The sequence below is a fragment of the Aeribacillus sp. FSL K6-8210 genome, assembly GCF_037963925.1.
Lineage (GTDB): Bacteria > Bacillota > Bacilli > Bacillales > Aeribacillaceae > Aeribacillus > Aeribacillus composti.
The window spans coordinates 3,374,605-3,397,710 of record NZ_CP150172.1 but is presented as its reverse complement, the minus strand read 5'-3'; the positions used below and the strand labels follow the sequence as shown (position 1 = coordinate 3,397,710).

Sequence of the window (23,106 nt, the reverse complement as noted above, 5' to 3'; positions counted from 1 at the left end):
AATTCCTGTGGTTTGTAATGATATTGGATGAATTTACCTTCTTTTTTCTTTGCAACAGTAATCCATCAATCAGAGTTATGATGATGAAACCATGCATGGTATCTAGCGTTATCTAGCCTTTTTGCATTTTCCATAAATATTTTCTGGTGTGCGTAAAATGTTTGTGGGAGAAATTCTTAGAATTCCCGATGAGGGGGGATGGGAACATAGGTTCGCAATCCCCTCATCGGGGTCACCAAGCGAAAGCGCGGTAGGATCCCAAGCAGGAACATGAAAAAAGGACTCTCTCCCTGATAAGATGATTATTGACCACACTATCAAACAGGAGGAGAGAGTCCCATGAATATTCAACAACATCTTACCACAAATTCGTTGACATGGAAAGAGATCGAACTTGATTTGTTTCGAGCCCTGCAAAACGCCTTCGCCGAACTGTTTACGGCTTTGTTGGAGGACATCGACCGACAATTGGCGGAAACCCGGGACAAGCGCCGGTACCACTTGAAAGACAAACGACGCACCACGATTCAAACCCTGTTTGGCGAAGTCACCTTTGAGCGAAACTACTATTTAGACCGAGAACAAAACCGTTACACGTTTTTGCTTGACTCCCTTCTAGTGTTTGATGGATCGCAGTCAATCAGTCCTTGTCTAGAAGAAACGTCGGTGGGATTGGTTGTGGAGTGCTCTTCTTATCGCAAAGCGGCTTGTACGCTTGCCCAGATGGTCGGGTATCCGGTGATAAGCCATGAGGCGATCCGCCAGTTGGTGCTCGAAGCCGAAGCTCCGCTGCACTGCTCGGTTGACCAGCAATATGGACGGATGCTGTTTGTGGAGGCCGATGGACTGTTTGTCTCTCGCCAAGGGAAGAGAAAACGGGCCAAGGAAGACAAATCCTGATCGTTCACGAAGGGTGGAAGCGCAACGGCTCACGGATCGAATTCGTGAATCAGCGCCATTACGTCCATGAGGGCAAGAGGGAGGTGTGGGAAGGCTTCGAGGAATTTTTGATGAACGAATATGCCTATGATCCGTATCGGGATTAATAGTGCAGAAAAAATTAAACCTACTATTCAAAACCTAGACAGCAATGGAATCAAACTTCAATTAGATATTGATACAGATGAATATGCTACGGATTTAATTATAGATTCAAATCTAAAAGGTAATGATATAACAGTTAGTTCCGTATTAGAATGTTGGGGATAAGATTGAAAAAACAGTATATGATGTAAAAATAATTGAGAATACTGAAGAACAATTTAAAGCTATTTTAATAGAAAAAAATACTGGTGAACAAATAACCATCTCTGAAAATGAAGCTAAAGCATCTATAATAAGTGTTGTTGTACGTATAATTGGCGGAGCAATTAAGTATGTTTCCAAACAATCAGGTAAACAAGTTACAAAATCAGCTGCAAAAAAAGCTAAATTATCTTTTAGTAGTGGAAGAGCTGGAGAGAAGTATTTAGAAACATTAGTAAAAGTAAGAAGTAAACAAGAATATTTTAGAACTCCTTTAGGTGGTAGATATATAGACGTGCTCGATACTTCTGGAATTGGACATGAATCTAAAGTTGGTTATGTTTCGTTAACTTCAACTATAAGAAAACAGATTGATAAAGACGCCTTATTAATCAAAAAGAAGGAACTAAAAGGTGCTAAATGGCATTTCTTTAGAAGTGATACTACAGGAAAAGTAGGGGCAAGTAAACCTGTACTAAACTATTTGAAATCTAAAGGAATACCTTATAAAATTTATAAATAATATTTAGACTAGAGGTCACTAAAATTAGAATTGTGAATTTTAAGTGTACTAGTTCGTTTTGAATCACATGGGAACCCCTTTCTTTTAATAATAATATATAATTAAGATATAAAAGACAAAATGAATTTTTGGAGGAATACTAAATATGGCTTCCAATGACCGTCTAAATATGACTAATGCATTAAAAAAGATTGTTGTTCCTTATTTAAGAGAACATGGTTTTAAAGGTTCATTTCCACATTTTAGAAGGAAAAATGAAGATAATATTGACTTAATAACTTTTCAGTTTAATCGTTATGGTGGATCTTTTGTTGTAGTTTTAGCTATTTGCCCAATTGAAGGAGTAACAACGAGTTGGGGAGAAGAAATTCCGCCAAGTAAAGTGACTGCACACGATGTAGGTATAGATTACCGATATAGACTCACAGAAAATATAAAAGAATCCAATGAAACTTGGTTTAACTATGAGGATGCAAAGAATGAAGAAGATTTTGACTTAGTCGCATCAAGAGTGTTGAGTTTATTACATGTGTCAGACAGAAATTGGATTAAGAATCTTTTTAAATAATATAACTACTGATGCTAGTATAGTTTCATGGACACCCTTTAGTGAAATATAATATTAACGAAGGGATGTGTCCTGATATAGGTAACACAAGCGAAAAACGTAAACGTTATCATGCTGAATTTAAGGAAATGGTGGTTGAGCTTTATCAAACTGGAACACTAGTAAAACAGATCTTGATCGAATATGGCCTGTCTGAAACGACATTCTACAAATGGATCAGAAAACAAAAACCGGTTAAGGTGGATGACGGGGGCTCTTTTACCCCGGAAGAATTTCTGAACCTGCAAAAAGAATTGCACCGGCTGAAAGAGGAAAACGAAATCTTTAAAAAAGCTATGGTCATATTCGCAAAGAAGTAGATTCAAACCACTGTTATATCCATGATTGACGAGATAAGAGCCAGACACCATTATGACCTTAAAACCATGTGTACGGTCCTTGGCGTGCCGAGAAGTACCTACTATCAATCCAAACAAAAAACAGAATCAAAAACAAAACGGAAAACCGGGAGCTGACAGACAGAATACGAAAAATCCATACGGAAAGCAAGCAGAGATACGGAGAACCGAAGATCCACCATATGCTTGAAAAAGAATGGCTCAAAGTCAGCCTGAAACGGGTTCAGCATTTGATGAAGGCTGCAGGCATTTATTCCATTATCAGAAAAAAGTATCGCCCCCATTCCAATAAGGGCAAGATGGAAGAACACGATAACCTGCTGAACCAGGACTTCTCAACGACAACCATCAACGAGAAATGGGTTACGGATATTACGTACATTCATACTTTGAGAGACGGTTGGTGCTACTTGGCTTCCGTAATGGATTTACATTCCAGAAAGATTGTTGGTTACGCTTTTGACCGTCACATGACGACTGAACTGGCTTTAAAGGCAGTAGAAAACGCTTATCAGGCACAACGTCCAGGTCCGGGATTGATCTTGCATTCTGATTTGGGATCCCAGTATACAAGCGAGAAATTTGTAGAATACATGGAAAAGAAGCAGTTCAAACACTCCTTCAGTAAAAAAAGGTTGCCCATACGATAACGCCTGCATTGAGTCTTTCCATGCAATTCTGAAAAAGGAAGAGATCTATAGAATCAACTATTTGAACTTTCAAGCTGCCAGAAGAGCCTTATTCGAATTTTTAGAAGGCTGGTACAATCGGAAACGGATTCATAGCTGCCTGGGCTATATGACGCCACAAGAAACAGTAGACAGTATCAAAGGGCAGCGTAGTGCTCTTCACAATTTTACAAGCATCCGCTTTACATGGAGTGGCGGGTGTGGTAGGCTTATTTGCCATGCGAAAGAATTCATTGCCCCTTTCCCCCTTCGCATAACACCACGCCCGCAGAGGCTCCATGTCAAGCGACAAGCGATGTCAATGAGATCAAAATTAAATTTCACTTATTGGTGTCCAAAATACTGACTTAAATCCAGTTTAATTCTTTCTACAGTACTAGGACTAATAATTTAAAAGAGAATGGACATCGTTCCCCTCTTTTGCAGCGTCTAATACGAATATAAATTCACGTAAAAATGTCCTTGGAAGTACAGTGATTTCCTGTTCAAAGGCAACAGTAAATGATTCAACATATTGCTTAATAAATGTATCATCAATAACTGTCTCTGGTATCCATTTGTGTACCATACCGTGGATTTCCCTAACTTTATATGAAACTTCTATTAATTGTTCAGTTGAGAAACGGTTTAATTTCATCAATGGGGTTGAAAGTACACCACTAACCCTTCCATTTTTTGTGAAGATAAAGGTTACCCGTGGTGCTAGATAAAATCAAACAAGCATAAAAAATAGCTCTTGCCTGGCGAATCTCCTGTAGAATGAAAGTGCGACCTACCATTCGAAAGGAGAATCCCCATGCAAGAGCACTTTCATTTTACTACAGATCGTGTCAAACTTCAAAAACAATATGCATCGATTTTGCTTTTTGTATCGGCTCAACTATCGAGTATCCAGATTCCTCTTCAACGTCGAAATCGTCATTTGTTGAAACAGAAAGACGAAGTCATCATCACCATCCATGTCCTTGGAAAGTTGTTGGGCTTCACTTCCGAACGGGCTTGGCATCGGTTTGTGATTGGGAATTTGTTTCCCAAGGACTTGTTCCCTGAGCGTTCTCGGTACAACCGTCGCTGCCGAGCGCTTAGCTTTGCGATCAAGTGGATTCGGCACCAGCTAGCCAAGCGTGGGCAACACCATGCGTATGCGGTCGTGGACAGCTTGCCGATCGAGCTGTGTCATTCAGCTCGAATGCATCGCGTCAAACGATTCCGTGGAATTGCCGATATTGGCTATTGTGCTTCCAAAAGGATCACTTTCTATGGGTGGAAACTTCACCTGCAGGTCACCGACCAAGGGCTTCCGATGGGATATGTTGTCACCGAAGCGTCTTGTCACGACCGGGTGGCCGCTGAAACCGTCATGACGCAAATTCCACATCCATATAACCTAGGTGACAAAGGGTACATCAGCCAAAAACTGCAAAAGAAGCTGTACGAAGAGCATCGAGTCGCTTTTTGGACGCCCGTTCGAAAAAATCAGCGAATTCTCCAATCCGACGCATGGAAACAGTGGATGAAACGAAAACGCAAAGTGATTGAAACCGTGTTTTCGATTTTAGTCGATTCGTATCGGATCACCGAGATTCGAGCGAACTCGGTTTCTGGATTTGAAACGGCACTGGATGGTATTTTACTGGCTTACTCGCTTGTTGTTCTTGGGCTAGTTGAGCGTTAAGACTCAACTAGCACCACGGGTAAAGGTTTAATTCTAGAATATAAAACATCATGTTCTTTAATTGATCGATCCTCGTTTTTAATTAAATCATCCGTTCCAGTAAATAACATATAACATCCTTTCCTTACATACGATTCACTTATTCCTAGCAATTTAGCTAATTTGTAATTCGAGAAATCAGGATTCAACTCAATTGCTTGTCTAAGTTTTTCTAAGTTCTTATCCGTTTTATTGCGCTGTTCTTTTAAATACTCCTCACGGCTTTTTACGCCCATTTCCCGGCGTTTTTGTTTCCTTCTCCGCTTTTCATTCGCATCTATAATCGTGCTTAAATGGCGTTGTTCGTCCTCTGTTATATCTAACCATTCAATTAATTTTTTATTGCTGATATTATATCCAGCGCCAGGATACCCTTTTTCTCTGGCTATTCGGTTTGCTTCTTCGTTATTCCGTGCATAATAGGCCTTTTCAGCGCTTCTGGTGGATCTTCTTAAAGGCTCATTAAACTGTAAATTAAACGTTAGCGTTTGTTTTAAGGCTTCTTCTGGATCATTCAAAAAGCAACATAACCAATAACGGTACAAGAAACAAATTGTCTCACGATAACCAGTAACGTTATAATTGCGTAATTCAACCAGTTTTTCTAAGTCTAGTAATCTAGCATGATGCGATCGGAAGACGTTAAAAAGATGTTGTACCTTCTTTTTTCGTCCTCTTTTTTTAGGCTTTCCTGTTTTGGCTCAACCTCAAGTTCCGGTAAATACCTCAAATTGTAAACTGCACCATTAAATAATTGTAGCATGCCATCAGAAAAATGTAAGCGAATTTGAATCGAATATGATGTAAAAAAGTGTTGACAGAGGGGAAGGATAGTGGCATAATCCAAGTAACCGAATAAGAATTATAAAGTTAATAATAAAACTCTTATCAAGAGCAGGTGGAGGGATGAGCCCAATGAAGCCCGGCAACCGACTCATATGATGAGCACGGTGCTAATTCTCCCAACAGAGATGTTGAAAGATAAGAAGTTGTTTTGACAAAAAACCTCTTCTTATTGAAGAGGTTTTATTTATATAAAAAAATCTGAATGAAGAGGATTGAAAAAATGGGTCACGTAACAGCAGTATACCAAATCATTGCGAAACGAGAAGATTTAGAAAAAAAAGCAGAAGGCATTGCTCTTGGATTAACGGTAGGTTCGTGGACTGACCTTCCTCTTTTAGTGCAAGAGCAGTTAAAAAAGCATAAAGGACAAGTGGTTGAAATAAAAGAAACAGGCGAGGATCCATCCTCCGGCAAAACGATTGCACAGCTTCACATTCGCTTTCCGGGAGAAAACTTTTCTAAAGACATTCCTGCCATCTTAACGACAACTTTTGGAAAATTATCACTAGATGGAGAAATAAAATTACTAGATTTGCAGTTTGACGATGAGATCTTTCGGTATTTTCCAGGTCCTCGCTTTGGAATTCAGGGGTTACGAGAAAAACTTGGCGTTTACGACAGACCGTTAGTGATGAGCATCTTTAAAGGTGTAATTGGACGTGATATGGATTACCTTCTTGCCCAATTGCGGGAGCAGGCTCTCGGGGGCGTCGACTTAGTAAAGGATGACGAAATACTTTTTGAAAATTCGCTCACATCATTTGAAACAAGAATAAAGGAAGGCAAAAAAGTTCTTGATAACGTGTATCAAGAAAAAGGGCACCGAACTTTGTATGCGGTCAATTTGACGGGAAAAACATTTGAATTGAAAGATAAGGCAAGAAAAGCAAAAGAATTAGGTGCCGATATTTTGCTATTTAATGTTTTTACATATGGCCTCGATGTGCTGCAAGCATTAAGGGAAGATGATGAAATCGCCCTCCCAATTATGGCTCATCCGGCGTTTAGCGGATCGTTTACTTCATCCGAAAAATATGGGCTCTCTCATTCCTTATTGCTTGGAAAATTGATAAGAATTGCTGGAGCAGATTTTTCGTTGTTCCCTTCACCATATGGCAGCGTTGCATTGGAGCGTGACAAAGTTTTAAAAGTGAAAGAAGAATTGGTGAAGGAATCAGTTTTAAAACCAGTTTTTCCTGTTCCATCTGCTGGCATTCACCCGGGTCTTGTTCCCATTTTAATTCATGATTTTGGAAAAGATTGTGTCATTAATGCAGGAGGCGGTGTTCACGGTCACCCGCAAGGTGCTAAAGGCGGAGGAAAAGCTTTCCGTCAGGCAGTTGACGCTGTTTCCCGGGGTGTTCCCCTTAATGAAGCAGCTGAAGACATAGAATTACAAGAAGCAATTCGGCTCTGGGGATGGAAGGAGGCACCGTCCAATTGAAGCCAGTAATATTTTGTGATTTTGATGGAACGGTGACAAAAAAAGATAACATCGTTAGCATCATGAAGCGTTTCGCTCCAAAAGAGTGGGAGCAATTGAAGGATGGCGTCCTTTCCCAGTCGATTAGTATTCAGGAAGGAGTCGGCAAGATGTTTGCACTTCTTCCATCTTCTTTAAAGGGTGACATCATTCACTATATTTTAGAAACTGCAGAAATAAGGGAAGGATTTCGCGACTTTGTTCATTATGCGAAAAACATGAACATTCCTTTATACATTGTCAGCGGCGGAATCGATTTTTTTATTAAACCGCTGTTGCAGCCTTTTGATTCTATTACCGCACTGTTTTGCAATAAAGCGGATTTTAGCGGAGAAACGATCACCATTCATTGGCCTTATACGTGTGATGAAAAATGTCCCAACCAAAATTGTGGGTGCTGCAAACCGTCAATTATTCGGCAAATTGCAAATGCTGACACTCATTCCATCATCATCGGGGATTCCGTCACAGATTTAGAAGCCGCGAAGATTGCAGATACAGTTATTGCACGTGATTATTTATCAAAAAAATGTCAAGAATTTTCTATTCCTTATCAATCTTTCGAAACATTTTACGACTGTATTGACATTTTAGAGAAGACAATAAACAAAACAAATTTCATAGAAGAAAAAGGTGACGCAAAATGAGTGTCGTTTTAACTCGTGTTCATGAGCTTGCGGAGATTAAAGAGGAGCTTGCTGCGAGGGATTGGTTTATGGGGACAAGCGGCAATTTAGCCATAAAAGTTCAAGATTCCCCTCTTCAGTTTCTTGTGACCGCAAGCGGCAAAGATAAACGAAAAAAAACGAAGGAAGATTTTTTGCTTGTTGATGGAGAAGGAAATCCTGTAGGCGCAACACATCTGAAGCCTTCGGCAGAAACGCTGTTGCATTGCGAAATATATAAAAGAAGCAAAGCCGGCTGCAGCCTGCATGTACATACGGTTGCAAATAATGTCATCTCTGAACTTTATGGTGACGCTGGGAAAATTGTATTTCAAGGACAAGAACTGATAAAAGCGTTTGACCGCTGGGAGGAAGATGCAGAATTACAGATTCCGATTATTTATAATTATGCCCATATTCCTACATTAGCAAGCACTTTGGGCGATTTCGTGAAGGAGGATAAAGGGGCAGTTCTTATTCGCAACCACGGAATTACTGTATGGGGAAAAGATGGCTTTGAAGCGAAGAAAATTTTAGAAGCTTGTGAATTTTTATTTCAGTATCAGCTTGCTCTTATTCAAGCAAAAGCCGGTCTCCTTGCGAGTACAGGAGCTTTAAATAATTAAACATTTTAAGGAGGTATTTCACATGACAACTATTAAAATTCAAGGAACAAACGAAGTTATCAGCAATCAAGAGGAAGTGATTTCATTTTTAAATCAACAAGGTGTTATTTACGAGCAATGGGATATTGCCAAATTACCAGAGCATTTAAAAGAGAAATATCTTTTAAATGATGAGGAAAAACAAACGATTTTACAATCTTTTGAAAATGAAATTAAAGATATTTCAGCAAGACGCGGCTACAAAGCTTGGGATGTCATTTCTTTAGCAGATCATACGCCAAACCTTGAAGAGCTGCTGAAAAATTTTCAGCGTGAACATCATCATACAGATGATGAAGTGCGCTTTATTGTTAGCGGCCATGGAATTTTTGTTATTCAAGGACAGGACGGAAAATTTTTTGAAGTGCATCTTAATCCGGGAGACCTTATTTCTGTTCCAGAGGGCAGACGCCACTATTTCACATTAGCTGATGACCGAAAAGTTGTTGCGATCCGCATCTTTGTGTCAGAAGAAGGCTGGGTGCCTGTTTACGAAAAAGAAGAAGTAAATTAAGTTTTTAAAGAATTTATGAAAAAGCGGCTTTAAACGTTCACAGCTGCAAGCTTAACATCATCTTTTTCATATAACTGGCTGCTCTTCGGATACACAATTCATCCAGCTCAGTGAACAATGTTCCTGAATGCAAAAAAACTATGAAAATACCACAGCGGCTGCTGACCCGGTTTTAATAGGTTTACACATTTTAGCGAAGAAGTTTGCAGCTGAAGAGCACCACAAAAATAGGCTTGTCTCATGTTACAAGAGGATATAGTTTCACTTGAAAACCAAGTAAACACAGATAAATTATCAAGTATTATGGCGGGATGGGGAAAATCAAGAATAAATGATGCAGATTTATATTTTTGGGAAGGGGCTGTCTTAGAAAGTCAAAATCTACTGAAAACGAAACATCATAAGCATTGATATATCAACGTTTCTAAAACATTAAAGGGGCGTCTATAAGCCGGAAAATCGACTTGTTAGACAGCCCCCTCTATTTAATGGATGCGGCGGCTGCTTTGGATCTAGAAATCCGAATCCATTTGGAGCATTTGCCGAAATCGCTTTTACAAGCAGGTGACGAAGTGGTCTTGTAATAATGTCGTCCCCATATTGTGAATGGATATTATGAAAGACTCTTTTTTCGCTTTATGACAAACAAAGATAGAGGAGGGAATTTTTTTGAAGGATTTTACAACATATTTTACGATGACTGAGAAAGATGTCATCGAATATGTACAGAAAAAACTCGATATTTTTGAACAAAACGCAGAATTGGAATGCCGAGAGATTGGCGATGGCAACTTAAATTATGTATTTCGTGTCGTTGATCAAAATAGCGGCCAGTCTGTCATTATTAAACAAGCTGGTCCGGTTGCACGTATTTCAGACGCCTTTAAAGTTTCGCCAGATCGCAACCGGATTGAAAGCGAAGCATTGAAGCTGCAAGGGGAATTAGCGCCTGGATTTGTACCTAAGGTTTATTCGTATGATCCGATTATGAATTGTTGTGTAATGGATGATCTATCTGACCATGAAATTATGAGGACAGCTCTTTTAAAACATAAAAAATTCCCTTTGTTTGCCGACCATATTACAACGTTTCTTGTCAACACCTTATTGCTTACTTCAGATGCCGTTATCGATCATAAAGAGAAGAAAGCATTGGTGCAAAAATTTACAAACTCAGAATTATGTGAAATAACAGAAGATCTCGTGTATACAGAACCTTTTTACGATTGTGAGCAAAATGATGTATTTCCAGAAACGAGAGAATTCATCCGCGAAGAAATTTGGAATGATTCAAAGCTTGCATTGGAAACAGCTAAACTGAAGTTTGATTTTATGACAAAAGCACAGTCCCTCCTCCACGGCGACCTTCATACCGGTTCCATTTTTATAAAGGAAGATTCAACAAAAATAATCGATCCTGAGTTTGCTTTTTATGGACCTGCTGGGTTCGATATTGGGAATGTGATTGCAAACCTTATTTTCGCCTATGTAAATGCAAGCTTTACAATTGAAGATCAAGAAACAAAGGAAGACTACTTGCAATATATTCAACAAACAATCTCAGACGTAATAGAGCTGTTTACAAAAAAATTTTTACATGCTTGGGATGAGAATATAAAAGAAAGAACTGCAAGTGCACCTAGTTTTAAAGAATGGTATTTAAATTCCATCCTTGAGGATGCCTCAGCCGCTGCCGGACTTGAATTATGCAGAAGAATTATTGGGATCGCCCATGTAAAAGACATCACGTCAATTGAAAATAAAGAATCCCGAGCTTTGGCTGAAAAAATTTGTTTAACAGCTGGTAAAACCTTTATTCTTGAACGTGCAAACATTCGTACAGGCGACGACTTTGTGAATGTTTTATTACAAAGTGTCCGCAAATTTATTGAAGGGGAAAAGTTTTATGACAGCAGTAAAAGCCATTCAATCCGTACAACTGGATGATGAAAACAATACGGTGATCATACTCGACCAAACGTTATTGCCGAATGAGAAAGTATTTCTGCATCTTTCTACTCCAGAAGAAATATGGGAGGCCATTTACCATCTGAAGGTTAGAGGAGCGCCTGCGATCGGAATTGCTGCTGCATTCGGTGTTTATTTAGGCACGAAGCAATCAAAAGCGTCGACTTATGAACAGCTTTTGGATGATTTTCAAAAAATCAAACAGTATTTGGCTTCATCGCGGCCGACTGCAGTGAATTTATTTTGGGCTTTAGATCGCATGGAGGATAGACTCAAAGTAGAAAAAGACAAAAGCATCGAGGAAATTAAAAACGCACTGAAGGAAGAAGCAGAACATATCCGTAATGAGGATGAGCAAGTCTGTTATTCGATCGGGGAGCATGCCCTGTCATTATTAAAACCCGGCTGGGGTCTTCTGACCCATTGCAATGCAGGAACAATTGCGACGGCGAGGTATGGGACTGCGTTAGCTCCCATCTACTTAGGCCAAGAAAGAGGCTACCATTTCAAAGTTTTTTCAGATGAAACAAGACCGCTTCTTCAAGGTGCACGTCTAACTGCATGGGAATTGCAGGAAGCTGGTGTGGATGTAACGTTAATTTGTGACAACATGGCATCCATTGTGATGAAGGAGGGAAAAGTACAAGCGGTTTTAGTCGGGTGTGATCGAGTTGCCGCAAACGGAGATACTGCGAATAAAATTGGAACTTCCGGAGTGGCAATCTTAGCAAAATATTATGGAATCCCGTTTTATGTTTGTGCTCCGCTTTCAACAATCGATTTAGATTGTCCGACAGGGGAACATATACCGATCGAAGTGAGAAAAGCAGAGGAGATCACGACAAAATGGTATGAAAAACCGATGGCGCCGGAAAATGTGCAAACATATAATCCGGCATTCGACGTGACCGATCATGAACTCATTACGGCAATTATTACAGAAAAAGGGATTGCCTATCCACCCTTTACCAAAAGTTTAAAACAAATGAAAAGCGTTTAATTGCCTTTTCATACAAAAACCCCTTAAAAGGGAATGCTTTCACATTCTTTTAAGGGGTGTAAAATTTTATTCGAAATATAATTCCGGACGTCTGTCTTGAAAAATAGGAATGGTTTTTCTTACACGGTCAATTTCTTGAAGATCCAGTTGGGCGTAAAAAATTCCTGCATCTGTTTGATCATGAACAAGAAGCTCGCCCCAAGGGGCAATGACCATTGAGTGTCCATTAAATTCATTATTTTGATCCGCTCCGACCCGGTTTACTGCTACAACAAACATTTGATTTTCAATTGCCCGTGCTTGGAGAAGCAATTGCCAATGGTCAATTCGCTTTTTCGGCCATTCGGCAGGAATGAACATAATGTTTGCACCTTTTAATGCATGGGTGCGAATCCATTCCGGAAAACGCAAATCATAACAAATAACACCACCGCAAGTGATGCCGTCCAGCTCAAATATATTTACTTTTTGGCCGGCACTCATAAATTTATGCTCATCCATCAATTTAAACAGATGGGCTTTGTCGTATTCAGCGGTGATATTTCCGAATCGGTCGACAACGTACATGGTATTAAAAAATTGTCCGTTTTTTTTCGTTGCAACTGAACCGCCGACAATATTGACATGATATGTTTTAGCAAGGGATGTCAGCAGCTCAATTGTTTTTTCTCCATTTTTGTCTGCAAGCTCATCAAGCTGATCAAGGGCGTATCCTGTATTCCACATTTCAGGCAAAACAATTGTATCCGCTTGATGGCTTGCTGCTTCTATTATATTTTTTTGAGCGATTTCATAGTTTTGGTCCGGTTCGCCTAAAATGATATTCATTTGTATACAAGCAACTTTCATGATTTTCAGCCCCTAGACATTTTTATATAAAGACTATAGAATTTTTATGATAATTTCAACTATTTTTATAAAAAAAGGTGGATTAGAGTGGAGATTTCAGAACGTTTAAAAAAGCTTCCAACACAATTTTTCTCTGCCCTTGTGAAAAAAGTGAATAACGCTGTAGCCGAAGGAAGAGATATTATTAATTTAGGACAAGGAAATCCTGACCAGCCGACTCCCCCGCATATCGTCAAAGCGCTGCAAACCGCAGCAGAAGACCCGAAAACACATAAATATTCACCATTTTCAGGTCTTATCGAGTTAAAACATGCGGCTAGTGAATATTATAAGAAACAATACGGAGTCGATATAGATCCGGAAAAAGAAGTGGCGATTTTATTCGGTACGAAAACTGGACTTGTTGAATTGCCGATGTGCCTATTAAATGAAGGAGATCTAATGCTATTGCCCGACCCGGGTTATCCAGACTATTTATCAGGCGTTGTTTTAGCCGGGGCTCAATTTAAAACGTTCCCGCTGTTGGCAGAAAATCGGTTTTTACCTGATTACAACGCCATTCCGTTGGAGGATAAAGAAGCGGCAAAATTGATGTATTTAAACTACCCGAACAATCCGACAGGAGCAACGGCCGATCTTAAGTTTTTTGAGGAAACGGTTACGTTTGCAAAGAAGCATCGAATTTCCGTTGTCCATGATTTTGCGTACGGTGCGATCGGCTTTGACGGCAAAAAACCGACCAGCCTTCTTGAAGCGGAAGGAGCCAAGGACATCGGCATTGAAATGTACACATTGTCGAAAACCTACAATATGGCCGGCTGGCGCGTTGGATTTGCTGTAGGGAACCAGAATATCATTGAAAGTATTAATCTTATTCAAGATCACTTATATTGCAGCCTTTTTCCAGCAATACAATTAGCAGCAGCTGCCGCATTAACAGGCGATCAGTCGTGTGTAGAGGAGCTTGTCTCCCTTTATGAAAACCGCCGAAATACGTTTATCAATGCTATTCAGCAAATTGGCTGGAACGCTCAAGCTCCGAAAGGGTCATTTTTTGCCTGGCTCCCTGTTCCGAAAGGTTTTACTAGCGAAGAGTTTGCCGATTATTTGCTTGAAAAAGCAGATGTCGCCGTTGCGCCAGGAAACGGCTTCGGGCAATATGGAGAAGGATACATACGCGTTGGTTTATTAGTTGATGAGAGCAGGCTTTTAGAAGCGGTTGATAGAATTCGCAAGCTGAACCTTTTTTAACTGCTGCAATGAATGTTGAAACACTCTCCTTATCCCCCTAAAAAATGATCAGCACGTGAATGCCTTTCCAATCAAAATTAAAAGAAGTATAATAAAAATTGTGTTAAGTGGGAGTTTTTTGACTGAATGTAAGGGGGATAAGCGGGATGGAAAAATTATATGAGAGTATGTATCAATTAATTGTGGAAACGTCTACAAAATTGCCGAAGGATGTCCGCCGCGCTATTTTGAAGGCGAAGCAGCGTGAAAATGCTGGTACAAGAGCTGCGATGTCGCTTGCCACGATAACCGAAAATATTAAAATGGCAGATGAAAATGTATCGCCGATCTGCCAAGATACCGGATTGCCGACATTTAAAATTAAAGTGCCAGTCGGTATCAATCAAATTCAAATAAAGGAAACAATAAAAAAAGCGATCGCTCAAGCGACGAAGGACGGGAAGCTTCGCCCGAACTCGGTCGATTCGCTCACTGGAGAAAATTCCGGCGATAACTTGGGCGAAGGGCTTCCAGTCGTAAAATTTGAACAATGGGAAAAAGATTATATCGATGTTCGCTTAATATTAAAAGGCGGCGGCTGCGAAAACAAAAATATTCAATACAGCCTGCCGTGCGAACTAGAAGGATTGGGAAGAGCCGGGAGAGATTTGGATGGAATCCGCAAATGTATTTTGCATGCGGTATATCAAGCACAAGGCCAAGGATGCAGCGCAGGATTCATTGGAGTTGGAATCGGTGGAGACCGTTCATCGGGGTACGATTTAGCGAAAGAACAATTATTCCGCGAAGTCGATGACGTAAATCCGAACGAAGAATTGCGGCAATTGGAAGAATATATTATGGAAAATGCGAACAAGCTTGGCATCGGAACGATGGGATTTGGCGGGGAAACCACTTTATTAGGCTGCAAAGTCGGCGCAATGCACAGAATCCCTGCAAGCTTTTTTGTTTCTGTCGCATACAACTGCTGGGCATTCCGCCGTTTAGGTGTGCATATCGATCCAAATACGGGTGAAATCATAAAATGGCTTTATCAAGATGGAGAAGATGTTGATTTTCAAGAAAATGCTGCACAAGAAGAACATTTAGCATCAACGGACTCTGAAAGACGTGTCATCACGCTGCAAGCGCCAATTACAGAAGAACAAATCCGCGAGCTGAAAGTCGGCGACGTTGTTCGCATCAACGGAATCATTTACACAGGAAGGGATGCCATCCATAAATATTTAATGGATCATGATGCGCCGGTTGATTTAAACGGTCAAATTATTTACCACTGCGGACCTGTCATGTTAAAAGATGAAAACGGCAATTGGGAAGTGAAAGCGGCTGGGCCGACAACTTCCATTCGCGAAGAGCCTTATCAAGGGGATATTATGAAAAAATTTGGCATCCGTGCGGTAATGGGCAAAGGCGGCATGGGGCAAAAAACGCTGCAAGCTTTAAAAGAGCATGGCGGAGTATACTTGAATGCGATTGGCGGTGCTGCTCAATATTATGCGGATTGCATCGAAGCGGTTGAAGGTGTTGACTTGCTGGAGTTTGGAATTCCAGAAGCTATGTGGCATTTGCGCGTAAAAGACTTCACGGCCGTTGTCACAATGGATTCACACGGCAACAGCCTGCATGAAGACATTGAAAAATCGTCATTAGAAAAGCTTTCTCAATTTAAAGAGCCGGTATTTAGCTAAATATTAAACTCAATGCCATAGCCAGATGATTGGCTATGGTATTTTTTTGAAATCAAGATGGAGCATAATTCCTAAAAACGGATAAAGACTAATAGTAAAAATAATGGAAAGGAGATTCACAGCTTGAATTATTTCCGGATTTTATATTGCTCTGTCTTGTTATTTTTTTCTTTTTTTAGCTGCGCCTCTGCTGCTGTCAGCAATCACCCGATTCATTGGGGTTTTCAAAAAAACAATAATCATCAGCCTCCTGATGCCGGGAAAGAATGGAATGAACTTTTAAATAAATATGGAGCGTTTTATTTAGGAGATCCCAGCAAAAAAGAGATTTATTTAACGTTTGATAATGGCTATGAAAACGGCTATACATCGAAAATTTTGGACGTACTGAAAAAGCACGATGTACATGCGACGTTTTTTGTAACAGGCCATTATTTAAAAACAGCCCCTGATCTTGTAAAGAGAATGGTGAAGGAAGGGCATATTGTCGGCAATCATTCATGGAGCCACCCTGATATGACGACAATAAGTGCTGATAAAATAAAGAAGGAGCTTGATGCCGTCAGCGACAAAGTAAAGGAGCTTACAGGCCAAGAAGGAACAGTATATGTGAGACCGCCAAGGGGCATTTTTAGCGAACGCACACTTGCATTGTCCGAAAAATACGGTTATCGCAATATTTTTTGGTCGCTTGCATTTGTCGACTGGAAGGTGAATGAACAAAAAGGCTGGCGATATGCATACGACAACATTATCAATCAAATTCATCCGGGCGCGATCATTTTGCTGCACACCGTATCAAAAGACAACGCTGATGCGCTTGATGAAGCGATTAAAACTTTAAAACAGCAAGGCTATACTTTTAAAAGCTTAGACGATCTAGTGATGGAGAAAATGTTTGAAAGTCCATTTCTTTATTAATAGAAGCGGATTATGTGATATAATAGCTCCGAAAAAATACGATAAAGGTCGGTAAAAACATGTGGAATGTGACGATAAAAGCGGCGCCGCCGTATGACTTCGACCGCGTGTTAGAGCGCCTTTCACTTGATCCGTTGAACAAGGTGGACGTGCACAAGCGAACCGTCCTTGTTCCTCTTTATAGTGAAAAAGAAGAACCTTTTGTTGCCGCTGTAAAAGCAATCGGAACGAAGGAAAACCCAGTATTTGAAATATCAGGGGAACAGGATGAACAAAAAGAACGAGCCATCCATGAGCTGACACGCATATTTCAATGGAAGAATTCGCTTAAAACCATTCAAGATCATTTCCTGCAAACCAACCTTGCTCCGCTTTTTCAAGAGCATGAAGGGACGCCGCTCGTGTTAGATTTTCATCCGTATGCTTGTTTAATGAAATGCATTATTCATCAGCAATTAAATTTATCATTTGCCTATCAGTTGACGACCGCTTTTGTGCAAACTTTTGGGTTTCAAGTAGATAATGTATGGTTTTATCCAAAACCGGAAACAGTAGCCAAATTGAATTATGAGGATTTGCGGGCGCTGAAATTCAGCATGAGAAAAGCGGAATATGTTATTGATACCTCCAGACTGATTGCAGAAGGAGCACTGCCGCTTCATGCCTTCCATGAATGGGGCGATGATGACATTATGAAAAAATTGGTTCAAGTGCGCGGCATCGGCCCGTGGACGGTGCAAAATTTTCTTTTATTTGGGCTGGGCAGGCCGAATCTGTTTCCTGCTGCTGATATCGGCTTGCAAAACGCGATCAAGCATTATTTTCAACTGGAAACGAAACCGACAAAAGAAGAAATGGAAAACTACAGCCGCGAGTGGGCTCCTTATTTAAGCTATGCAGCTTTTTATTTATGGCGAAGCATCGAAAAGAGACGGGGAGAAGCGAAATGAAGATAAAAAATAGATCGGCATCTGTGACGATTCAAAAGGGACAGCAATTTCCGCTGACCATTAAGCGGCTTGGCATTAACGGAGAAGGTGTCGGGTATTTTAAGAAACAAGTCGTCTTTGTCCCGGGAGCTTTGCCCGGGGAAGAAGTGGTCGTTCAAGCAGAGAATATTCAACCAAATTATGCAGAAGCCGTTATTAAAAAAATACGGAAAAAATCCCCTCATCGTGTGAAACCGCCCTGCATCTATTATGACCGATGCGGAGGCTGCCAATTGCAGCATTTGCAATATGAACAGCAGCTTGCTGCCAAACGGGACATTGTCATTCAAGCGCTTGAGCGCCATACGAACCTCGAGGTTGACGCCCTCGACATCCGTCCGACAATCGGTATGGACGACCCTTGGCATTACCGCAATAAAAGTCAATTTCAGCTCGGAAATGAAAAACAGCAAGTGATAGCAGGCCTGTATGGTGCGAATTCACACAAGCTTGTTCCAATTCACTCTTGCATGGTTCAGCACCCGCTGACAGATAAAATTACCCAAACGGTAAAACAAGTACTGGAGGATTTTCACATTCCGATTTACCATGAGCGAAAACGGACGGGCATCGTTCGCACAATCGTCGTACGCGCCGGCGTTCAAACGAACCATGTGCAAGTCGTCCTCATTACAAAAGCGGAAGAATTGCCGCGAAAAGAACTGATTGCAGCGGAGATCATGAAGCGCGCGCCGGAAGTAAAATCAGTCATGCAAAATATAAATGGAAGCAAAACATCGCTGATTTTCGGCGACAAAACGGTTTTGTTAAAAGGTGAAGAAGTCATCCAAGAAACATTGGGCGATCTTTCCTTTGAACTATCCGCCCGCGCTTTTTTCCAGCTTAACCCGGTGCAAACGGTCAAACTTTATGACGAAGTCAAAAAAGCAGCAGGTTTAACAGGAAGCGAAAAAATCGTAGATGCCTATTGCGGCGTCGGCACGATCGGCTTGTGGCTGGCAAAGGATGCAGCAGAAATCAGAGGAATGGATGTCATTGAAGAATCCATCCGTGACGCGAAAAAAAACGCCGAAAAACACGGGATCAAAAATGCAACATATGTCACAGGCAAAGCAGAAACATGGATGCCAAAATGGGCAAAAGAAGGCTGGCGCCCAGATGTTGTCGTCGTCGACCCTCCCCGCACCGGCTGCGACCGAGCGTTTCTCAAAACAATCAAAAAAGTGAAGCCAAAACGATTCGTTTACGTCTCATGCAATCCGTCCACCCTGGCAAAAGACATTCAATTTCTTTCCAGCTTGTACAAAGTCGAATACATCCAGCCCGTCGACATGTTCCCGCACACGGCGCATGTGGAGTGCTGCGCGTTGCTTATAAAAAAATAAATATTCGAAAAAGCGCGTTTCTGAAAATCAATGAAACGGGCTTTTCCTAATGGATAATACAACTGACAGATCCGATTAGTTCGAAACAAATCAAAGAAGGAATAATCCATCCAGACTTGCCCGATACAATGAATTTATTTTTTCCGTGAAATAGATTTTTGAATCTGTTCTAAAAAAACCGGAACAAATGGAACAACCAAAATGCGCTATAAATAAGGCTTTAGCGCGAGTTGTTCCCTTGTTCCTAAAATTTTTGCATAGTGCTATATAATTTTATGATGGAAATCGAAAAAGTTATTAATAGTTGGGTACTTAATTAATGGAACTTTGGAACACTGAATATTAAGTAGTCGAAAAATGCAATAATTGCAAGTCTTTGTTTTAATATAGGTGTTCCAAAACAAATAAGAGCTTAGAACATATTTGGAGCATTAGTTTTTCACAGAGAAACAAAGGTCTGGTAATAACTTTGTAGAATTACAAGGTTATGTGCGATCCCATTCTCCTTTACAATCCGGGCATTGCCACCTTACTACACGGTCTTCCTCTAAACTAGATATCCCGATTTTTCGACTAAAGTGTGTCGCATTGTAATGATGTTGTTTTTCCTTGGGGATGGGATCTCCTTGTAGACAGCTCCCACAAAATGGACAGTACTCTAAATTATCTTCCAAAATTATCATCCTTTCTTAATTTATTAAACATTAGATCTTGTGGAATTTTGATGTTAGTCTAAAAATTGGACACGTTTATGATACATTTTATGGTATAATCATTTTCAAATTCAAAAAAGGGTTTGATAAAAAATGGATTTAAATTCGGCTGATCGGGAACAGATACTGTCGTTTTTGAAAAAAATAATTGTTGAAACATTACATGATCAATCAGTAAAAGTCTATCTGTTTGGTTCGTGGGCTCGTAAAGAGGAAAAGAGGACATCCGATATTGACATCGCTCTTTCTGCAGATTCAGCTATTCCGATTTCTAAGTGGGTGGAACTTCGTGAACGAATAGAGGAATCGCCATTACCGTACAGAGTAGATCTTGTCGATTTATCTAAAGCCGATCAGGCTATGAAAGAAAAAGTGAAAAAGGAAGGAATTTTATGGAACGGTTAAAGGAACGTATTCAACTTGCTTTAAAAGCTCTTCGTGCTTTCCAAGAGGTTTTGCTCCTAGAGAATCCAACGGAAGTTGAACGGGATGCAGCTATTCAGCGATTTGAGTTTAGTTTTGAAGCTTGTTGGAAAGCAGTAAAACAATTTTTATATGATAAAGAAGGAATTGATGTCGGTTCACCTAAAGGAGTAATTCGTTCAAGCAGGGAAATTGGAATTTTATCTGATGAGGAAACGATCATTGCATTAAAAATGGTAGATGATCGGAATTTGACAGTTCATACATACAATGAAGAGCTAGCTGTTGAAATTTTTGGCAATCTCCATAAATATTATCAACTTCTCTATAACTGGATTATCCGTATAGAGAAGAGAGAATATTAAATATAGTTGGAAGAGTAAAATTCCGTTAACGATGTATCGTTGTTTTTTAAGATTGGCATTTGCAGTTCGCCCACTCAATTTTCTACGCCTGGAAAGAATTATGAACATCGTTTTATATTGAACAGATTTTCCCTATTTTTTCTCAAACAATCGATTGTTTATCGTCAATACCGAATACATGCATTCGGTATTGACTTGTGTAAATGAAATTTGCTTCATCGGTATCGACGGTATTCGGGAGAAAAGCGGAAAAACGGCTTTACCGGTCGGGTCTGAAGGATCGGCTGACAATAAGGATCCGGTTTTTGCTTTATTTTGTTTTTTGATTAAGCCAATTCCCGATTTCAGCCATCGGTTCCACATTCACTTTATCATTCCCCGGGGGCGCTTTAATAAAAAAATAACTGTGCCGGGTTGTGACCGTTGAGCATATTTAATGCCTGGGGTAGTTACATAGAAATCGCCTTTTTGAAAGGTGTACAGTTCTCCTGTTTCCACATCTAAATATTCCGTTTTTCCGCTGATAATGTATTGATATTCATAAGCTTGCGTGTGGTAATGCGGCAATTCACCCTTAAAATCACCGTATGAAGTGATTCCGATTTCCAGTTTGTCGCCTTCTATAAATGGAAGTGTTTGCGGGCGTGATAATTGGCCGACAAAATATTGCCTTGTCGTCTTTTCGGGCGATTTCTTAATTTGTTTGCTTATTTCCTTCACGAATTGACAAAGTTTTCGCCCTCGTTTTTGATAGTTCTAATGTTTCTTTTGTTTTTGGCGACTGTTTCTCAGTTTAAACTTCTTTCTTCGAATATGAAAAAAGGGACGAATGCAAAAATCTCGTCCAGTAGGAGTTGCTCTGATACACTTATTATTATCTTCAAAAAGCAAACAAAGATCCCCTTATGCCACTCGTAACTGGTTTTTTTAATGGAATCTAGTAGCATTCCTCATTTGGCTTCGTAATAAATAAACTCAATGAGATTGTGAATTTTTCTCGATCTCACACTCGCAAGACCGGTTGAAAAATCACTTGAATGTTCTGTCATGCAATAGATATACGTAAATTGTACGATGGCCCAAAATCGTTTAATGGCTCGCTCATGTCGGATTCGATATCGATCGAAACCTAATGTTTCTTTCGTTTGCCGAAAGTAGCTTTCGATCGACCAGCGTTTCGCATAGTATCCAAGAATAGCCTAATCGCTCAGTTTTTGTGTCTGTACTTAAAAAACAACGCAAATGCTCGCTCGTCATCGGTTGATCGGTTTTCCAACAAAACAATACCACCGCACTTGGAATGTCGTTCAATGCCCCTTCGTAGCGATACATTCGATACGTTTCGCCTCCCATGGTCACGAGGTGGGTATCGGAATTCGGTGTTTCGGATGATAACTCACTGATGGAGATCCGTCAGAGTACCAGAACATCCTTTTGTGAGCATTCCATCTATGAGGTGGACGAGATGGTTCATCACAGACTTGGAATAATAAAGTTTTAATCCGAGAGAAGATCATGTATTGTAAATTTCTTGATAATGTGCTAATCGTATCCATACGAGAGACATGAACCTCCTTGTTTGGGTAGTTTGATAGCACATCTATTCTAACCAAGGAATCGGTTCATGTCTCTTTTTATGTTTATTTGTAAATTTATGTTAGTAAATTTGCTCAAGTACAGTTTGAAAAAATATAAATTTCAAGTGAAGCGGAAGAAGATGGGGTTTTTCAAGAAAATAAATTCAATGTGAGTGTTCTTGAGTCTGAAGGAATTCTTTTATTGCAATATTCACCGATCTAAAGACAGGTGAACAATACGAATATAACACTACTAATTACAGGCTTCTGCTGTGCCGTATTTTGTTTACTTACTCGGAGGTGCTGTTTTAAGATATACTATTAAAAAAATAGGTAGTAAAACCGTTTTACAAATTGGAAAAAAGACTTTCCTGAAAAAGTCAAGCAGTGCAGCAAAAAACGCAGTGAAAACATTTAGGAACGTTTCTTATAACGTTGGTGGTGGAAAAAAAGTAATTTTTACAAAAGCCAAGATGGAACATATCCTGAAGAATCACCATCCAAGATATTGGACTGGAAAAAAGAATAAAGACTTTTTTGATCCGGATTTTACAGTTAATGATATTAAAAATATAGTAGCAAATGTTATAAATTCTAATAAATCAAAAATAAGTTCTGCACTTAAGAAAAAACGAGGAGTAAATGTTACAAAAAAATAAGGGGAGTAACATATGAAGTAAGAATAAATTCTAATGGCTATGTA

The 23,106-nt window shown here is 39.9% G+C and carries 23 protein-coding genes, 3 pseudogenes and 1 riboswitch; of the genes and pseudogenes, 20 read left to right on the top strand and 6 right to left on the bottom strand.

Going from position 1 to position 23,106, the window contains the following annotated elements:
* Nucleotides 1-339: 339 nt before the first annotated feature.
* The 5 genes and pseudogenes from NSQ41_RS16535 to NSQ41_RS16515 form a co-directional block, all read left to right on the top strand.
* A pseudogene (locus NSQ41_RS16535) lies at nucleotides 340-1,043 on the top strand (UPF0236 family protein); the annotation flags it as partial.
* The gene (locus NSQ41_RS16530) at nucleotides 1,021-1,209 is read left to right on the top strand and encodes a hypothetical protein (protein WP_339211673.1); all 189 of its coding nucleotides are present in this window, start codon (nucleotides 1,021-1,023) and stop codon (nucleotides 1,207-1,209) included. The pseudogene NSQ41_RS16535 and the gene NSQ41_RS16530, both read left to right, overlap by 23 nt.
* A gap of 331 nt (nucleotides 1,210-1,540) precedes the next feature.
* Nucleotides 1,541-1,768 carry a hypothetical protein gene (locus tag NSQ41_RS16525; RefSeq protein ID WP_339210385.1) on the top strand — a complete coding sequence of 76 codons (228 nt, stop codon included), beginning with the start codon at nucleotides 1,541-1,543 and terminating at the stop codon, nucleotides 1,766-1,768.
* 145 nt (nucleotides 1,769-1,913) lie between these two features.
* Nucleotides 1,914-2,336: a DUF4304 domain-containing protein gene (locus NSQ41_RS16520; RefSeq protein ID WP_144598486.1), complete on the top strand. Its 423-nt coding sequence runs from the start codon at nucleotides 1,914-1,916 to the stop codon at nucleotides 2,334-2,336.
* 65 nt (nucleotides 2,337-2,401) lie between these two features.
* Nucleotides 2,402-3,556, top strand: a pseudogene (locus tag NSQ41_RS16515) (IS3 family transposase); the annotation flags it as partial.
* A 249-nt stretch (nucleotides 3,557-3,805) separates the two neighbouring features.
* On the opposite strand, the gene NSQ41_RS16510 reads toward NSQ41_RS16515, so the two are convergent.
* On the bottom strand, nucleotides 3,806-4,060 hold the full coding sequence (locus NSQ41_RS16510) for a BREX system ATP-binding domain-containing protein (protein ID WP_242009363.1): 255 nt from the start codon (nucleotides 4,058-4,060) through the stop codon (nucleotides 3,806-3,808).
* A 159-nt stretch (nucleotides 4,061-4,219) separates the two neighbouring features.
* Between NSQ41_RS16510 and NSQ41_RS16505 the strand changes: the two genes are divergently transcribed.
* Nucleotides 4,220-5,098, top strand: coding sequence for an IS982 family transposase (locus NSQ41_RS16505; protein WP_339210383.1), 879 nt, complete (start codon nucleotides 4,220-4,222; stop codon nucleotides 5,096-5,098).
* Here NSQ41_RS16505 and NSQ41_RS16500 read toward each other — a convergent pair.
* Entirely contained in the window at nucleotides 5,095-5,655 is a 561-nt protein-coding gene (locus NSQ41_RS16500) for a hypothetical protein (RefSeq protein ID WP_339210381.1), read from the bottom strand. The genes NSQ41_RS16505 and NSQ41_RS16500 overlap by 4 nt on opposite strands.
* 364 nt (nucleotides 5,656-6,019) lie before the next feature.
* Nucleotides 6,020-6,125: riboswitch (SAM riboswitch) on the top strand.
* Between the two features lie 78 nt (nucleotides 6,126-6,203).
* On the opposite strand from NSQ41_RS16500, the gene NSQ41_RS16495 reads away from it, so the two are divergent.
* From NSQ41_RS16495 to mtnA, 6 genes are all read left to right on the top strand, one after another.
* Nucleotides 6,204-7,427 (top strand): 2,3-diketo-5-methylthiopentyl-1-phosphate enolase, encoded by a 1,224-nt coding sequence (locus NSQ41_RS16495; RefSeq protein WP_063386762.1) that lies wholly within the window; start codon nucleotides 6,204-6,206, stop codon nucleotides 7,425-7,427.
* Nucleotides 7,403-8,113: a 2-hydroxy-3-keto-5-methylthiopentenyl-1-phosphate phosphatase gene (locus NSQ41_RS16490; protein WP_339210379.1), complete on the top strand. Its 711-nt coding sequence runs from the start codon at nucleotides 7,403-7,405 to the stop codon at nucleotides 8,111-8,113. The genes NSQ41_RS16495 and NSQ41_RS16490 overlap by 25 nt, the downstream gene beginning before the upstream one ends.
* Nucleotides 8,110-8,757 (top strand): methylthioribulose 1-phosphate dehydratase, encoded by a 648-nt coding sequence (locus tag NSQ41_RS16485; protein ID WP_339210378.1) that lies wholly within the window; start codon nucleotides 8,110-8,112, stop codon nucleotides 8,755-8,757. The genes NSQ41_RS16490 and NSQ41_RS16485 overlap by 4 nt, the downstream gene beginning before the upstream one ends.
* A gap of 22 nt (nucleotides 8,758-8,779) precedes the next feature.
* The gene (locus NSQ41_RS16480) at nucleotides 8,780-9,310 is read left to right on the top strand and encodes a cupin domain-containing protein (RefSeq protein ID WP_339193354.1); all 531 of its coding nucleotides are present in this window, start codon (nucleotides 8,780-8,782) and stop codon (nucleotides 9,308-9,310) included.
* A gap of 669 nt (nucleotides 9,311-9,979) precedes the next feature.
* Complete coding sequence (gene mtnK, locus NSQ41_RS16475) at nucleotides 9,980-11,257, top strand: S-methyl-5-thioribose kinase (protein WP_082829410.1); 1,278 nt, start codon at nucleotides 9,980-9,982, stop codon at nucleotides 11,255-11,257.
* Nucleotides 11,217-12,278, top strand: a complete 1,062-nt coding sequence (gene mtnA, locus NSQ41_RS16470; RefSeq protein WP_339210376.1) for an S-methyl-5-thioribose-1-phosphate isomerase — start codon at nucleotides 11,217-11,219, stop codon at nucleotides 12,276-12,278. Before mtnK ends, mtnA begins: the two co-directional genes overlap by 41 nt.
* Before the next feature lie 66 nt (nucleotides 12,279-12,344).
* Here mtnA and NSQ41_RS16465 read toward each other — a convergent pair whose 3' ends face one another.
* Entirely contained in the window at nucleotides 12,345-13,127 is a 783-nt protein-coding gene (locus NSQ41_RS16465) for a carbon-nitrogen family hydrolase (RefSeq protein ID WP_311066503.1), read from the bottom strand.
* Between the two features lie 87 nt (nucleotides 13,128-13,214).
* Between NSQ41_RS16465 and NSQ41_RS16460 the strand changes: the two genes are divergently transcribed.
* The 7 genes from NSQ41_RS16460 (at nucleotide 13,215) to NSQ41_RS16430 (ending at nucleotide 20,826) form a co-directional block, all read left to right on the top strand.
* Complete coding sequence (locus NSQ41_RS16460) at nucleotides 13,215-14,378, top strand: pyridoxal phosphate-dependent aminotransferase (protein WP_339210374.1); 1,164 nt, start codon at nucleotides 13,215-13,217, stop codon at nucleotides 14,376-14,378.
* A 146-nt stretch (nucleotides 14,379-14,524) separates the two neighbouring features.
* Nucleotides 14,525-16,069, top strand: a complete 1,545-nt coding sequence (locus NSQ41_RS16455) for a fumarate hydratase (RefSeq protein ID WP_311066501.1) — start codon at nucleotides 14,525-14,527, stop codon at nucleotides 16,067-16,069.
* 123 nt (nucleotides 16,070-16,192) lie between these two features.
* The gene (gene pdaA, locus NSQ41_RS16450) at nucleotides 16,193-16,990 is read left to right on the top strand and encodes a delta-lactam-biosynthetic de-N-acetylase (protein WP_327856984.1); all 798 of its coding nucleotides are present in this window, start codon (nucleotides 16,193-16,195) and stop codon (nucleotides 16,988-16,990) included.
* A gap of 59 nt (nucleotides 16,991-17,049) precedes the next feature.
* Nucleotides 17,050-17,940: a DNA-3-methyladenine glycosylase gene (locus NSQ41_RS16445; protein WP_339210373.1), complete on the top strand. Its 891-nt coding sequence runs from the start codon at nucleotides 17,050-17,052 to the stop codon at nucleotides 17,938-17,940.
* On the top strand, nucleotides 17,937-19,325 hold the full coding sequence (gene rlmD / locus NSQ41_RS16440; protein ID WP_339210372.1) for a 23S rRNA (uracil(1939)-C(5))-methyltransferase RlmD: 1,389 nt from the start codon (nucleotides 17,937-17,939) through the stop codon (nucleotides 19,323-19,325). Before NSQ41_RS16445 ends, rlmD begins: the two co-directional genes overlap by 4 nt.
* An 806-nt stretch (nucleotides 19,326-20,131) precedes the next feature.
* Nucleotides 20,132-20,443, top strand: a complete 312-nt coding sequence (locus tag NSQ41_RS16435; RefSeq protein WP_130158900.1) for a nucleotidyltransferase domain-containing protein — start codon at nucleotides 20,132-20,134, stop codon at nucleotides 20,441-20,443.
* A complete protein-coding gene (locus tag NSQ41_RS16430; protein WP_063389150.1) occupies nucleotides 20,431-20,826 on the top strand; it encodes an HI0074 family nucleotidyltransferase substrate-binding subunit in 396 nt (131 codons plus the stop codon). Before NSQ41_RS16435 ends, NSQ41_RS16430 begins: the two co-directional genes overlap by 13 nt.
* A 132-nt stretch (nucleotides 20,827-20,958) precedes the next feature.
* Here NSQ41_RS16430 and NSQ41_RS16425 read toward each other — a convergent pair whose 3' ends face one another.
* The 3 genes and pseudogenes from NSQ41_RS16425 to NSQ41_RS16415 form a co-directional block, all read right to left on the bottom strand.
* A complete protein-coding gene (locus NSQ41_RS16425) occupies nucleotides 20,959-21,189 on the bottom strand; it encodes a hypothetical protein (RefSeq protein WP_339193349.1) in 231 nt (76 codons plus the stop codon).
* Nucleotides 21,190-21,546, bottom strand: coding sequence for a cupin domain-containing protein (locus NSQ41_RS16420; RefSeq protein WP_339210371.1), 357 nt, complete (start codon nucleotides 21,544-21,546; stop codon nucleotides 21,190-21,192).
* A 230-nt stretch (nucleotides 21,547-21,776) separates the two neighbouring features.
* Nucleotides 21,777-22,197 (bottom strand): annotated as a pseudogene (locus tag NSQ41_RS16415) (transposase); the annotation flags it as partial.
* A gap of 478 nt (nucleotides 22,198-22,675) precedes the next feature.
* On the opposite strand from NSQ41_RS16415, the gene NSQ41_RS16410 reads away from it, so the two are divergent.
* Nucleotides 22,676-23,062: a hypothetical protein gene (locus tag NSQ41_RS16410; protein ID WP_339193347.1), complete on the top strand. Its 387-nt coding sequence runs from the start codon at nucleotides 22,676-22,678 to the stop codon at nucleotides 23,060-23,062.
* Nucleotides 23,063-23,106 lie beyond the last annotated feature (44 nt).